The following is a 14,855-nucleotide window of genomic DNA, read 5'->3' as shown; positions in this document are numbered from 1 at the left end:
CCGCAAAAATCCTCTGAACCGGTATGTTAAATACACCATTAAAAAGCAAACGCATAACAATCAGCAATAGGATACAGGTAAGAACAGCTACACCAATATGTAAAACTATGCTCACATTAAATATCTGACGCTTTTTTATAAGATTTCCTTCACCTTCAGCATACGACATAAAACGTTGGGTAGCATTGGCCATTGTCGCATTCAAAAAGCCCAACATAACAATGGCTCCGCCTATAATATTAAATATCCCGAAATCAGATGCCCCTAATGATGATAATATTAATCGAGTAGTATAGAGAGAAATAAATACCGTCACCGCCATCTTTATATATAAGAAGCCGGTATTTTTTATCACCTGAGTTGTTGTTGACATTTATTCTTTAGCTTTCGTATCTTCGAACTATTTTATGACTCTTTTGAGGCTTCATTTTTAACACATCCTCTATATCCCAACGCCTATCTAAATCTACGAAATAACGAGAGTGATGAGATTCTCTATATTGTGGTGGAGGAGGAGTCATATAGTCATTATAAAAACGAGTAAGATAAGCATGGTAATTGCTGGGGACAATAATGGAAAAATCTTCAAAAGGAACTGCAACCCCTTTTCCAAACCATTCCTTTTCACACAATTCTTTCTCAAAGCCATAGAACCCGCCATAACACATACACTTTTGCCCTCTTTGTTTTTGAATCAAGTCTTCCGCATGTTTGTATTTAAAAAAATAATGTTCCTTAAATACTTTCCCTATAGAAGCGTAGTATATTTCCTTCAAAAATGTTTTTATATGCATGTGGACAAACAAGTTTACGCAATTTCTAAAAAACGTTTTCTTAAAGGTTCTCCGATATTTATCAAAATATTTACTTTTTTCTTCATGCAATTTTTTAGCTACATCCACATTTCCCACCTCATCCAAAGGGAAAATATCAACATATACTCCAAAAACAATGGGAAAATCAGTCATTTCTACTATAGTTGTATTTGCATCCGAGAATTTAGCGAACCACTGATTATAAAATTGATTATTAGAATCAACGATTTCATACCCAGTTCCCTGCAATTTCTGTTTAAGCGCAAGAAACTTATCATAGTCACTCCTTGGCATCAAGACATCAATATCATCATCCCAAGGTATCATTCCTTTATGACGAATCGCCCCCAAGCACGTTCCCGCACAAGCATAATATTGTAAATTATGTTCTTTGCAAATATTGATGAAGCTCTTCATCGTTTTACATAGAATTTCCTTATACTTAAGTTTATCCTCTTCCATTACAAATCATTCTTACCATAAATCAACATTTTCAGGTTAACACTCAAAGATTATGTTTTAATAAGTAGGAATTATAAATTCACTTTCGTTATCGTCTTCAACATTTTATCTCTCATACAGCCTTCAATGTTCCACCCTAACGCTTCTAATTTTTTAGTGGCAAATACAGATTTACTTACCATATTATAGCCTTTCTTTTCAAAATCATCAGGACACTTCATGATAACTTTCCGTCCAACTAACCCGGCTATTAATTCTGCCAATTGACGAATTGTGATATTACTATCCTCATCTGCTATATTATAGACCTCTCCATTTTCTCCCTTAAGTAAAACATGAAGCAGTCCAGACACGCAATCTACCACATAACACCAAGATCTAAATTGTTCTCCAGTACTTTTCATAACAACATCTTCTCCTTGAAGTACATTACGAATAAATTGAGCATAGACACGGTTATCTGATTCTGTAAATTCTGGTCCGTAAACATGGCAAGGACGTGCAATGACGACATCTACGTTATATTCCACACCATAAGAAATACACAAGGTCTCTGCTGCTCTTTTACTTGAAGGATAACATGAACGAGGCGAAGCACAATCAACATACCCACTATATTCTTCAGTAAACACTCTCCCATCTCCTTCACCATATACTTCCCCTGAAGAAATATAAAGCAACCGTTTCATACCGTGCTGTATTCCATAACTCATTAAATTGTCCACTCCATTAATATTGCCCTTCATGATTTCTACCGGATGTTTTCCAAATTCTGCAGGACAAGCACCGCTAGCAGCATGAATAATATACTGAAAATCTACATCGCACACCAAAGGTTGCATTACATCATATTTGAAAAAATGGAAAGTTTTATCATTGACATATCTTAAAAAACGATTCTTTGCTCTCTCTTCATTTCTTCCAGACGCATACACATTATAATCCTTATTCTCATGCGCCATCAATACATCCACAAGACAACCACCGATTAAACCTGTTGCTCCTGTTACTAAAACATTGCAGCCACTCAATTTGCCCCATGGCAACAAAAGAGTTGCAACTTTCTTAATATCATCCTGATATGCCATATCGCTTTTATTTCAACCATTCATCTTTACTAGTATGCATCAAAGCCTTTAAAATTTCCAGATCCTCTACAGTTGTAATCTTTATATTTTTCTCCGAACCTGGCACAATATGCATTTCAATATTCTCATTAAGTTCAGCTAACAATGTACAAGAAGCTACAGAATTTACAATACCTTTTTTACAGGCTAATTCATGAGCTCTAATGATATTTTTCAATCGAAATGTTTGTGGAGTTTGGGTACGAATAAGAGTATCACGTGGAATACTTGCAGTCGAAGTAAAGCCATCCTCACTTTCCAATATAGCTTCCCGGCATTGGATCCCTGTTATAGCATAACCATAAGCCTTACAAATTGCAATATTGGAAGAAATTATCTCTTGACTAAGCAATGGACGAACACTATCATGAATAAGCACAAGATCTTCATCATCACATCCCTTTTCTTTTAAACCATAAATGCCATTATGGATGCTTTCCATACCAGAATCGCCCCCAGGAAATATCCATCTTAATTTATCAATCATAAATTGATTGGCATATGATTGCAAAACTGTTTCCCATCCTTTTAAGCATACTACCGCTATTGCTGAAATATCAGGATGCAGTTGAAAACATTGCATCGTCCGAATGATAATAGGAGCTCCATCAACATGCATAAATTGTTTAGGAATATCTTGCCCCATACGGTTACCAGAACCACCTGCTATTAATAATGCTATATTCATAGATTCTTCGTTTTTTTTTAACTAATCGCTTAGTGTTATGATTTTCCATCTTAATACGCATTCTTCTCCCCCACAATCACATTCGCCACAGTCTTATAAATGATATATAAGTCAAGCAGCATTGTCCAATGCTCCATATACCAGATATCAGCCTTCACACGTTCCTCCATCTGTGATAATTCCCTCGTTTCACCACGAAAACCATGCGTTTGAGCCCAACCGGTTACCCCTGGTTTTATAAAGTGCCGCACCATATATTTATCAATCAAACGGGCATAAGTCTCCGTATGAGCCAACATGTGAGGACGGGGACCAACTATAGACATATCACCTTTAAAGACATTGATAAACTGGGGAAGTTCGTCAATATTAGAACGACGAAGAAAATTTCCAAATCGGGTTTTCCGGGGATCATCAGCCGTAGCCTGTTTACTGTCGGCTTCATTATTCACTTTCATCGAACGGAATTTATAACACACAAAATCCACACCGTTCAAACCCGTACGCATTTGCTTAAAGAAGACAGGACCGGGAGAAGTTAATTTTATAATACTTCCCACTATGAGATAAACAAAAGGAAAAATAGTAACCAGAAAAAGACCTGAGATAACAATATCAAATATTCGCTTCAATATCCGATTTTCCATTTTACCCAAAGGCTCATAACGCAGATTCAATATAGGCATATTGCCAACCATACTGTGCCAGATACGACGAGGAAAACCTTTACAGACATTAGGAACACCATGAAAATAAAGCAAATGGTTTTCACAATGATTCATAATAGAAAAATTATAGCGCCCCTCCTCCATCGACAAAGAACAAAAGACATGCTTGATACCCAAGTGTGCGGACATAAAGTCTGAAAAACCGTCGGGATTACCCAGATAGGAACATTGGGAGGAAAAGGCTTCATTCGGTTTTATATCAAAATAACCTACGACCTCATACAGCGAAGACGCCAAAGAATTCTCCATCTCCTCATACAACACCTGCATATTATTGCCCCCACCTATAAAAACAGCATAACGCCTATGCTTACCCTTAGCACAATAGACTATCAGAAAATGACGGATAATAATGCGATAAATACTTAAGATGACAAAGAGAAAAGAGAAATATGCGACAAAGAAAAGAGGAGAATAGATAGAGATTCCACTAAAAGTCATGATACATGCCCAAAAGATGGAAAAAGCTATAATATTCTTCAACACGCGCAATACTAGTTGGTCGGGACGAATTCCCCGACTGTCCCAAACCTTCCCGCGAGAGCTGGAACAGGCCAGATAACAGAGACTTAACGAAGTCATCATCCAGGAAACCCTACAAGAAAAAGGTAAAGAGACAAATACTTCTTCCCAAAAGAAAAGGAGAAAGAACAATACCAGATTCAGAATGACCAGATCTCCCAGAACTGCTACAAATTCTATAAATTTATTGATTTGACTGGTGGTTGATACCATACACATTAAAGATTGATTTTAGGCACATACTTCTTTGAACTTATTCAGAAAATCTTTTCCGAATAGATTCCAAGAGATAACAATACAAACTGATAGGAAAATAAAAGCTAAAACACATACTTTCCTACTGGTTCCCGAAGGATATAATGGTACCACAGCAGGCTCTACAATGGCAAATACAGGTTTCTCCTCCTGAACTTTAGCTCTGGCAATCTGAAGCTGACTGGCAACCTGACTGTATACTTGATAAGCTAGACTCATATCATTCTGCAGACGTTCCTGTTCGGCACGAACACTCTGCAAAATTAGGTTATCATGAGAATCGAGATAATCGGCATATTTCTTCTGAGCAGCATAATATTCTTGCTGACGTTCTTTGAAAAGTTTCTCCAAATAAATACAATCCTCTTTTGATTTAGAGGTACGATAATCTATGATATATTCCTGCAACTTCTTTACCACGGAATCGGCAACAACTGCAGCAACCTTAGAATCCTGAAAAGTTGCAGTAACGGAAGTCATCGAAGTTTTTTTATCCACAGAAGCAGTAATCTTTTCCTTCAGAGTCTCAATTTTCTCTGTTTCCTTTTTTGAAAGCTCAATTACACCCTGACTTGTTTTATCAAAATATATATCTTCATCTTCCTCAGTAAACAAGGACTTTACTCCACCAATTACCATACCGGGAAACCCGATTACATAACTCCACCAAGGGGATGTTTCTTCATCTAAATAAATATTCAATGTCATGACTTCATTCTTTGTTACCGGTATCTCCATTGCAGAAAGCTCCAGTAAAAAAGGAGTAGAAGAGACAATATCAGCGGATAAGGAAGCATTCAAGGCATCAGTACCATCTCCCATAGTAACTCCACTTCCTAAAAAGGAAGCAGCCAAACCGGATAAACCACCACCTTTGTTATTACCCATTTCCGGAGAAAGGGTAACTTCAACCGTGTACTGCTTAGGAATACTTATTGCAACAATAACACCAATTATCAGTCCGATACCGGCTGCTTTATAGATCTTCTTACGAATACCTATAACCTTACGAAGAAGATCCATCAAATCGATTTCAAGCTCCTCGTCATTGTGATTATTATACACCTGTTTTGTTTCCTTTTCAGATGTTTGTTCCATCAAAGTAGACATAAATAAAGGTATTCGTTATTTCTTGATTAAATTAGCGATAGAAGCAACCATCATTCCCAAAGTACTGAATGTAGTAGCATAACCTAAAATGTTGCCAATATTAGTCCTTTTCTTTGCCTTACTAGGTACAATTATCTCGCAACCCGGTTCAATCTGTTTCTTACCGCTACCTTTTACCTTAGTTACCTGACCATTCATATAAACAATGAACTTCTTGCTCTTCTTCGCATTTTCAGAATAGCCACCAGCTTGATCCAGATAATAATCAACTTTCTGTCCTTCTATATAAGAAACCGTATTAGGAACCATCACAGCACCATTGATCGTAACTGTATTATTGTTCTTCGGAATAGAAATCACATCACCCTCACGCAAGACAATATCCGCTGTACTGCCAGGATTAGCTAATGCTTTCTCCAAGTCAATGCCAACACTAAAAGTATCTTCCACACGAACACCCAAAGAGTCCATCATAGCCTCACCCAACTGTCGGCTCATCAAACGGATCACATCTCCCATACGTTTCTTCTCACCCTCAGTAGCGACACGAGTCAACTTGGCACCGCGTAAGTAAGCATAATTCGTAGCACCTCCAGCTTTATTGATCAAATCTGAAAGGCGTTCTTCACGGCTGGTCATGGCATAAGAGCCTCCGAACAGGATTTCACCTTCAACAGCTACATTCTGTTGAGCCTGATAACCCGGACTGCGGCGAACATAAACCTCATCATAAGGCTGAAGTACGAAACCCGGTGTGCCATCTATCACAAAACCTTCTTTAAGGGAGAATGTATATATCTGACCAATAGTATCGTTACCCACTGTACTACGGGGATTCTTAATCCTACGAGATACATCCACACGAACAACAGAAGCGGCCTCACGCAAGCCTCCGGCCTGAATGACCAAATCTTCAAGAGTCATATTATCCGCATAAGGATAGGAATCCGGCTTGGCTACTTCACCATGGATTACGACATTACCTCTGTCTTCCAAATCATGGATACTCGGAATATAAAGAATGTCGTTTTTCATCAGGATGATGTTTTGAGAAGTACCATCCATAATGGCTTTAATGTCAACAGGAATAACTTCAGTAGTAAGGTCCTCACGCTGGCGATAAAGGACAGCACGGTTAAGGAAAGCATCACCCGTCAAGCCTTGGGCTTCGTTCACCAATTCACGGACGGTATTCAGTTTACCGTTTAGCTGGTAGATACCGGGACGGTAAACAGCACCACGGATTTCAAGCCTATTAGTGAAGCGGTTAAGGATAGCCTCGGCGGTCACAACATCACCATTCCGCATTTTATAGACACTATAATCAAGGTCTTTGACTGTGTTTACTTCATACTCCTGTCCGTTCTGACGTACAACACGTAAGGAACGGGTGTAGGCGTCAGCGTCAAATCCACCGGCATAACTGATAAGTGTAGATAAGTTTTCGTCCTTCTTCATTTCGAAACGCATGGGACGTTTCACTTTTCCGTCGATCTTAACCAATACGTCATAGGCGGGAACAATCACAACATCACCTTCCTGCAGACGAATGTCATCCTGAATGTTGCCTTTCATGATAAATTGGTAGACGTCGATTGTGGCGATGTTCTTACCGTTACGTACCAGCTGGACATTACGAAGGCTACCTATGTCACTGACTCCACCTGCACGATAAAGTGCATGGAAGACAGTAGAAAAGGAAGAGAGAGAGTAAGTGCCCGGCTGGACTACTTCACCCATCACATTGATCTGAATAGTACGGATGCTACCCAGCGTCAGACGGATATCCGAAGTGGGGTCATTCGTATTATTAAGACCATTATAAATCTTGTTTAATGTTTTTTTGAGATAGTCATTGGCTTCAGCAATAGTCAGGCCGTTCAGGTTGACGGGACCTATTTTCTGAATGTTGATCGTGCCATCAGGAGAAATCTGTTGGCGGATAGTGTTCTGACTGGCTCCCCAGATGTCGATAATCACTTCATCACCGGGACCGAGACGGTAATTTAAAGGGGTGGCGATGTTGACACTAGGTTCAAAAGTCAGGTTACGGGTATTAAAAATGTTACGTCCGAAAACCTGATTACCACGTGCGAGGTCTTGAGTACTCGGATGGTCTTCCAGCATATCGGAGGTGTTCTCCTTCATTTCTTCACGAAGGCGTGATTCATTGACATCCGTACCGGTAGCGTTGGAAGCATTGACATTGTTCTGCTGCTCATAAAGCTGCTTCACACGCATAGCCTGTTCCTTGGTCACGCCCTTACGGGCAAGTTCTGAGGCTAATTGCTTTTGTTCTTTCCCTTGTCTAATCCCCTCTTTGACATACTCCAATACTTGAGAATCGCTCATATTTTGAGCCATCAAAGGAGAAAAAACTCCTAACAGTAGAATGAATAGAAATACGTTAAAGTTTTTTTGTGTCGTCATTACTAATCTTTGTGGGTTCTACATAACCGATTGGCATATCTACACAGGCACAGCCAAGCATATTTAGACGAACGGCAATCTTACTCTTCCCCCCAACAGTCACGAGTTCGCCGACAAGGCCGCTCAAAGGACCTTTTATCACACGAACTTTCTCACCACGCGCCAGTGGAGTATCATTCATACAGACTGTTTCATCGGAATAATCGAGCATGAAACGGAAACGCGCCATTTGCTCGTCAGGAATAACGGCAGGAGTGCTTTCACCACGCATCACCATATAACGGCTGACCGTGGAGAAGCTTAGGACTTCCATACGCTCTTTTGGATTGACATGAACAAAAACCATCATGGGAAGCAAGACTGTATCAACCATCTTTCGACGGTCGCTCCATTGATGGATCTGTTGCTGAACGGGAACAAAAGAATCAATTCCCATCTTAGACAAACGCTCGGATACCTTCTTCTCGTGATGCATTCGAACGAGTGCTACATACCAGCGTTTTGAGTGTGCTACGCCTTCCCCTGTCCCACTAATAGGCCCGGCATTTACTGATTTTGGTTTCGTTAAAATCATATTTTTTTACCCCATGTGATTCCGTTACTTCTTAGGTAACGGATAACACATACACGAAACGTACATTATGATGAAAATAGAAATCACGCACATGACAAAGGCGTAGAATGTGGAAAGGCCTAATACTCAACGGGGAAAATCTAGAGATTAGGCAATAAAAAGTATAGAGCATGGAAATAAGGTTATTTCATGTTCGGATAGTTTTTTGCTCTATGTTTCAGATAAAACGAAAAAAAGTGGAGGAATATTTGCTTTCTATTCGTGTTTTTGTCTATCTTTGCGTCAAATTTAATTCCGTTACCTAAGAAGTAACACACATATTTTAATTCTGATTATTAACACTTTACTATTTTCACACTGCCTGTACAGCAATTTCTTACGTAAGATAAATTCCCTTTATTCACCTCCGTACGTTCTTTTAGCTCAAAGCCTTTCAAGTAGATTTGTGTCGTTTTTATAGATTTGTGCCCCAATGATTCACTAATCATTTCAATGGAAACTCCCCGATACTTCGCAGTCGTTGCCCAAGAATGACGAAGCGTATAGGAAGTGACAGGAGATTGCAAATGCAAGGTTCTTGCCAGGTCCTTCAGAGAATTATTAAATCGACGGAGAGCGGACTGATATTCCCGGTAACCTCTTTCATCCGTCCGTTTTTTATCCCCACGAAGAATATCAAACAGATAATCCGGACAGTCAGGATGAGAATCTTCTTTGCTACGGAGCTGGTTAATCATTTCCTTTGCCGTATTCAGCACTTCCACGCTCATTGGAGTTTTAGTTTTGATACGATTGTATCGCAACACATTCTGATCGAGTGCCGATTTCTCCAGATGGGCTAAATCAGCGAATGACATTCCGCAAAACTGGAACATCAGGGCGGCAATAGCTTGCGTACGGCGTAAACGTTCCGATTTGGGATCCTCATACAGAAGCTTATACAATTCCGTAGCAGGCAAAGCCTTTTTCTGGCGGACATCCACACCTGTATAGACATCATGAAACAGTCGCGGAACGTATGGCGCACTGCCCGCTTCCACTCCACGGTTATAAATACTACGAAGCATACGCATGTACGTAGAAATCGTATTGGGCTTCAAGCCACACTCATAAAGATACTGGCCGTAACGTCGTAAACGTTCACGGGTGATCTGTCTGAACGACACATTAGACGTGCCGCAAAATTTGCTGAAAGAAAAGAGGGCATTCTTGTAGACATGCGCCGTAGAATACCGTCCCTCCTTCCGCAAACGACCGATGTAGAATTCCGCACACCGGTTAAATCCATTTTTGTTCATCATTTGCATCACTAATAATTTTATATATTATACCATTTGGCAAGCAACAAAAAAACAAATCTTTTTGCAGAATTGAAGCACACTTGACAAATGCGATATTATTTTTTTAGATTATTAACCTATAAAAAAATATCCGGATGCTCACTAAACGGACATCCGGATATCACTCTCTTTCTACCTTCTGACTAATTACCTCTCTGAATAGTTTGCCAGATTGTAACATACCGGCTTCGTGCTATTACCTACACGGTAGATACCGAACTTAAAGTAATAACCATCATCGTCGTTACGTCCAATCATGATTTTCTCATTGTCCACAATGTGTTTCTTAACCTTTTTCCCTTTTTCCTGATAGTCCATCTGTACATCGAGCATACCCGGCTTTACAATTGTTTCCGCCTCTTTGCCATAGACTGTCCAATCGATATGAATACGGAATGTAATCCAACAATCTTTCGGAAAATCGGCGAAAGGCATTTTGTAAGCAATGGTCGATGCTTTATATGTAGATGTCACAGGTTTCATAACCGGTGTCTTTTCCGGATTTGCGTTGCAACGGTCGTCTTTATCGGTCAGCCATTTACGATCGGAGTTTGCTTTGATATAGAACCATCCGCCTGAAAATCCGAATGCCAATGGAGGATAGCCACCTTGTTCCACCAGCCATCCGTTAGCCTTTCCGGCCTGATAAACGGGATTGCCTTGTTTATCTTTCACCGGATTACCTTGCTTGTCCAGCTTGGGTTTCTTTTCGTATCCCATGTTTTTCTTAAAAATAGTAGTTTTGTCCAGTTCCATGAACTCATCAGCTGTCAGTTTCTTCACTTCACCCTGTGGAGTCTGTACCAAAGTACGATCCGGCATTCCATGCCATTGAGCAAAAATGGTGGAAACATCACTGCCTAATGTAGAAGGGATATATACCGAAAACTCATAATCGCGGGAAGCACCTTGCGGACAAATACCTTTTCCATGATGATATACAGTTTTCATTATTTGTGCTTTCTTATATGTATCGGCTGGTTTGCCTTTGAAATCATCGGAAGTTGCATAACAATAAGAAAATTCCGCACGCCCTTTTGTTTCCCCCGCTGCATATCCGGATAATGTGTTATCATCTTCTTTCAGTTCAAAACGATAAGAAGGTTTTCCGTTGAACATAAGGTTGAAATCACGTTGAATGGCATGCGCTTTTTTAGCTCCGACTGCTACCCAGCAACCATCTATAATCTGATTGACACATGCCGAATCTGCCTGTACATTTACACGCTCGGTCAGTGGCACCAAAGTCTGTGTTTCTATAGCCGGACCGGGTTTCTCGACTTGTTCAGCCATCGCCGTGCATCCTGATGCCAGCACGCAAATAATAAAAATGCTTTTCTTCATTCTATTCGATATTAAGTTTGTTGACGGTGCAAAAATACGAAAGGCAACCTCATCGGTTGCCTTTCGTTTGTCTCAAATGCTTTCACATTTGTGTAATTTTGCTGTCAGCACCTGCTTGGAGGCTTAATTGGGTGCTTCATCGTTCAAATCTTCTTCAAGCATATCGACTTTCTGTATGCTCATTTTTCCATCAGCAGTGATCGTTATAGAAAGCGGCATATACAAATCTGTCTGCGGATAACAAACACTTGCGGCATATACAATGCCCTGCGGAGTGGTCTTGTCGTATACAATTCCTTCCAATATAGATTTCGAGAGAAATTTTGCATCGACTACGGATGAAAAATCATTCTTGGTAAATGTCTTGTTCAATACCGTTTCGTTACCGCGTGTCAGGTGTAGCACTATTTTATTGTCGACATAAGTATCTCCCATCTCATTTGTTACATGAGGCAGACTTTCGTCCGGAATACGTGAAACAAAGGAATGATAATCTTTTCCTTTGAATTTAAAGTTAGTTTCGCTCTTAGACGTCTGCATACGCTGCAATCCGTGAGCATCTATACTGTCTATTCTTGCCAGTAGCGACTGATTATCTGAAGTTCCTTTTTTACCGCCACATGCACTCACAGCCACTGCCAACGGCAATAAAAGCCAATAAACTAGTTTTCTCATACGTAAGTTTTCTGTTTATAAATAGATGGCAAAGGAACAAAAAGAGCGGGATATTTACAAGTGTAACCGACATTTTTCCTACATTTGAAGGAAAGAAGGAATGGAAAGGCTATCACAAAGGGGGGCTTGACAACAGTGGCAAACCGGCCAGTGCATTTAATGCTTTCAAGAGATAAGATTATTGAATCCTTTTTTATAACTTTACGCCGAATCCAAAATATTTTATACCTGAAAAGTAAAAATGAACATGAAACACCCCAAACAGTTAGTAACTGTACTTTTGATGGGCGCCGCCTGCACTATGCAAGCGCAACGCAGTGAGGCACTGCTGGAGAAGAACTGGAAATTCAGTAAAGGAAATTTTAAAGAGGCCAGTCAGCCGGAGTTCAATGACACTAAATGGGAATCGGTTGTTATTCCACACGACTGGGCGATTTTTGGTCCATTCGACATGAACAATGACCTCCAAAACGTAGCAGTGACACAGAACTTTGAGAAAAAAGCTTCCTTGAAGACAGGACGTACCGGCGGTCTTCCTTATGTAGGTACCGGATGGTATCGTACCAGTTTTGACGCCCCTGCCGACAAAGAAGTGACACTACTTTTTGATGGTGCCATGAGTGAAGCGCGTGTCTACATCAACGGAAAAGAAGCTTGTTTCTGGCCTTTCGGCTACAATTCTTTTCACTGTAATGTGACTTCCTTATTGAATAAAGACGGTAAAAACAATACGCTTGCCGTGCGTTTGGAAAACCGTCCGCAATCTTCGCGCTGGTATCCGGGAGCAGGTCTGTATCGCAATGTACACCTGATTGTGACTGACAAAATCCATGTGCCTGTATGGGGAACGCAAATCACGACTCCTCACGTCAACAAGGATTTTGCAGCCGTACGTCTCCAAACGAAGATAGACAATGCCGGTGAGAAAACAGCCATCCGTGTAGAGACGGAAATTCTTTCTCCGGAAGGTAAAGTTGTTACCCGGAAAGAGAATACAAGCCGCATCAATCACGGACAACCTTTTGAACAAAATTTTATTGTAAACGCACCCGAACTCTGGTCGCCGGAAAGTCCGTCGCTTTACAAGGCTGTCTCTAAAATTTATGCGGATGATAAACTGGTAGATACTTACACCACACGTTTCGGTATCCGCAGCATTGAATACATTGCCGACAAAGGGTTCTACCTGAACGGGGAGCACCGCAAATTTCAGGGTGTATGCAATCACCACGATTTAGGTCCGTTGGGCGCCGCTATCAATGTTGCAGCACTGCGTCATCAGCTTACGCTATTGAAAGATATGGGATGCGACGCGATCCGTACTTCTCATAATATGCCGACTCCCGAACTCGTTGCGTTGTGTGACGAAATGGGATTTATGATGATGATCGAACCGTTCGATGAATGGGATATCGCCAAATGTGAAAATGGTTATCACCGCTACTTCGATGAATGGGCGGAACGTGATATGATAAATATGCTTCATAATTACCGGAATAACCCTTGCGTCGTTATGTGGAGTATCGGCAACGAAGTACCGACTCAATGCAGTCCTGTCGGTTATAAAGTGGCCAAATTCCTGCAGGATATCTGCCATCGTGAAGATCCTACCCGTCCTGTCACTTGCGGAATGGACCAAGTGACTTGTGTACTTGCCAACGGATTTGCAGCAATGATTGACATTCCGGGACTTAATTACCGTACGCAACGCTATCAGGAGTCATACGACCAACTCCCGCAGAATCTGATTCTGGGAAGTGAAACGGCTTCTACTGTCAGTTCACGTGGCGTGTACAAATTCCCGGTGGAGGATAAGAAAGGGGCAAAATATGAAGATCATCAATGCTCTTCATACGATGTGGAGGTTTGTCCCTGGTCGAATATTCCGGACGAGGACTTTGCATTAGCTGACGATCATCATTGGACCATCGGACAGTTCGTATGGACCGGATTCGATTATCTGGGTGAACCGTCACCATACGATACGGATTCATGGCCCAACCACAGTTCAATGTTTGGTATCATCGACCTTGCCAGTTTACCTAAAGACCGCTATTATCTTTACCGTAGCGTGTGGAACAAGGAAGCAGAAACTTTGCATATCCTGCCTCACTGGACCTGGCCGGGACGTGAAGGTGAAGTGACTCCCGTTTTTGTGTACACTAATTATCCTACTGCCGAATTGTTTATCAATGGCAAAAGCTATGGAAAACAAAGCAAGAATAATAGTTCGCTAAAGAACCGCTATCGCCTGATGTGGATGGATACAAAGTACGAACCGGGTGAAGTGAAAGTAGTAGCCTACGACAAAAACGGAAAAGCGGTGGCTGAAAAAGTAGTCCGTACTGCCGGAAAGCCTCATCACATCGAACTGGTAAGCAACCGTAACGAACTGACTGCAGATGGAAAAGACCTGGCTTATGTGACTGTTAAAGTAGTAGACAAAGACGGTAACCTCTGCCCTACCGATAATCGTCAGATAAATTTCTCGGTAAAGGGAACGGGTAAATATCGTGCTGCCGCCAATGGAGATCCGACGAACCTTGAACAATTCCATCTTCCGAAGATGCATGCTTTCAACGGTATGTTGACAGCTATTCTGCAAGCCGGTGAAACTGCCGGAGAGATTGTATTTACAGCAAAAGCAAATGGAGTGAAAGCCGGAAATATTCGTATTCAGACGAAATAAGGCATACGCTTCAGCATATAACAAACCCAGCGGATTTCTTTACTGAAAAGAAGTCCGATGGGTTTCTTCATACAACTATCTCCGAAACTTGCTCAC

11 protein-coding genes and 1 pseudogene are annotated in these 14,855 nt (G+C 40.9%); 1 reads left to right on the top strand and 11 read right to left on the bottom strand.

Translation table 11 applies throughout. The features are described from left to right. The 11 genes and pseudogenes from BSAG_RS25255 to BSAG_RS12430 all read right to left on the bottom strand — a co-directional run. Positions 1–373 (bottom strand): annotated as a pseudogene (locus tag BSAG_RS25255) (hypothetical protein); the annotation flags it as partial. A gap of 7 nt (positions 374–380) precedes the next feature. After that, entirely contained in the window at positions 381–1,277 is an 897-nt protein-coding gene (locus BSAG_RS12385) for a phosphorylcholine transferase LicD (protein WP_008770839.1), read from the bottom strand. Between the two features lie 71 nt (positions 1,278–1,348). Next, entirely contained in the window at positions 1,349–2,365 is a 1,017-nt protein-coding gene (locus BSAG_RS12390; protein WP_008770838.1) for an NAD-dependent epimerase/dehydratase family protein, read from the bottom strand. 7 nt (positions 2,366–2,372) lie between these two features. Beyond that, positions 2,373–3,092 (bottom strand): 2-C-methyl-D-erythritol 4-phosphate cytidylyltransferase, encoded by a 720-nt coding sequence (locus BSAG_RS12395; protein WP_008770837.1) that lies wholly within the window; start codon positions 3,090–3,092, stop codon positions 2,373–2,375. 50 nt (positions 3,093–3,142) lie between these two features. Further along, entirely contained in the window at positions 3,143–4,555 is a 1,413-nt protein-coding gene (locus tag BSAG_RS12400) for an undecaprenyl-phosphate glucose phosphotransferase (protein WP_008770836.1), read from the bottom strand. A gap of 18 nt (positions 4,556–4,573) precedes the next feature. Next, positions 4,574–5,707, bottom strand: coding sequence for a chain-length determining protein (locus BSAG_RS12405; RefSeq protein ID WP_008997505.1), 1,134 nt, complete (start codon positions 5,705–5,707; stop codon positions 4,574–4,576). Positions 5,708–5,722: 15 nt separating this feature from the next. After that, positions 5,723–8,137: an SLBB domain-containing protein gene (locus BSAG_RS12410; protein WP_008770834.1), complete on the bottom strand. Its 2,415-nt coding sequence runs from the start codon at positions 8,135–8,137 to the stop codon at positions 5,723–5,725. Continuing rightward, positions 8,115–8,711, bottom strand: a complete 597-nt coding sequence (locus tag BSAG_RS12415) for a UpxY family transcription antiterminator (protein WP_008021472.1) — start codon at positions 8,709–8,711, stop codon at positions 8,115–8,117. Before BSAG_RS12415 ends, BSAG_RS12410 begins: the two co-directional genes overlap by 23 nt. A gap of 335 nt (positions 8,712–9,046) precedes the next feature. After that, a complete protein-coding gene (locus BSAG_RS12420) occupies positions 9,047–10,012 on the bottom strand; it encodes a tyrosine-type DNA invertase cluster 3b (RefSeq protein WP_032840272.1) in 966 nt (321 codons plus the stop codon). A gap of 186 nt (positions 10,013–10,198) precedes the next feature. Further along, complete coding sequence (locus tag BSAG_RS12425; protein WP_008997504.1) at positions 10,199–11,395, bottom strand: heparin lyase I family protein; 1,197 nt, start codon at positions 11,393–11,395, stop codon at positions 10,199–10,201. 123 nt (positions 11,396–11,518) lie between these two features. Then, positions 11,519–12,070, bottom strand: a complete 552-nt coding sequence (locus tag BSAG_RS12430; protein ID WP_008770830.1) for a DUF4738 domain-containing protein — start codon at positions 12,068–12,070, stop codon at positions 11,519–11,521. Positions 12,071–12,311: 241 nt separating this feature from the next. Here BSAG_RS12430 and galB point away from each other — a divergent pair, with 241 nt between their 5' ends. After that, the gene (gene galB, locus BSAG_RS12435) at positions 12,312–14,759 is read left to right on the top strand and encodes a beta-galactosidase GalB (RefSeq protein WP_008770829.1); all 2,448 of its coding nucleotides are present in this window, start codon (positions 12,312–12,314) and stop codon (positions 14,757–14,759) included. The last annotated feature ends 96 nt before the right edge of the window (positions 14,760–14,855 follow it).

It is taken from the genome of Bacteroides sp. D1, from assembly GCF_000157095.2.
GTDB classification, from domain to species: Bacteria; Bacteroidota; Bacteroidia; order Bacteroidales; family Bacteroidaceae; genus Bacteroides; species Bacteroides xylanisolvens.
Note: the sequence above shows the minus strand (reverse complement) of the source record. Positions and strands in the feature narration are given on the sequence as shown.

Coding starts and splice junctions, on each gene's coding strand:
- BSAG_RS12385 (WP_008770839.1), bottom strand. CDS start 1,277: ATGGAAGAGGATAAACTTAAGTATAAGGAAATTCTATGTAAAACGATG.
- BSAG_RS12390 (WP_008770838.1), bottom strand. CDS start 2,365: ATGGCATATCAGGATGATATTAAGAAAGTTGCAACTCTTTTGTTGCCA.
- BSAG_RS12395 (WP_008770837.1), bottom strand. CDS start 3,092: ATGAATATAGCATTATTAATAGCAGGTGGTTCTGGTAACCGTATGGGG.
- BSAG_RS12400 (WP_008770836.1), bottom strand. CDS start 4,555: ATGGTATCAACCACCAGTCAAATCAATAAATTTATAGAATTTGTAGCA.
- BSAG_RS12405 (WP_008997505.1), bottom strand. CDS start 5,707: ATGTCTACTTTGATGGAACAAACATCTGAAAAGGAAACAAAACAGGTG.
- BSAG_RS12410 (WP_008770834.1), bottom strand. CDS start 8,137: ATGACGACACAAAAAAACTTTAACGTATTTCTATTCATTCTACTGTTA.
- BSAG_RS12415 (WP_008021472.1), bottom strand. CDS start 8,711: ATGATTTTAACGAAACCAAAATCAGTAAATGCCGGGCCTATTAGTGGG.
- BSAG_RS12420 (WP_032840272.1), bottom strand. CDS start 10,012: ATGATGAACAAAAATGGATTTAACCGGTGTGCGGAATTCTACATCGGT.
- BSAG_RS12425 (WP_008997504.1), bottom strand. CDS start 11,395: ATGAAGAAAAGCATTTTTATTATTTGCGTGCTGGCATCAGGATGCACG.
- BSAG_RS12430 (WP_008770830.1), bottom strand. CDS start 12,070: ATGAGAAAACTAGTTTATTGGCTTTTATTGCCGTTGGCAGTGGCTGTG.
- galB (WP_008770829.1), top strand. CDS start 12,312: ATGAACATGAAACACCCCAAACAGTTAGTAACTGTACTTTTGATGGGC.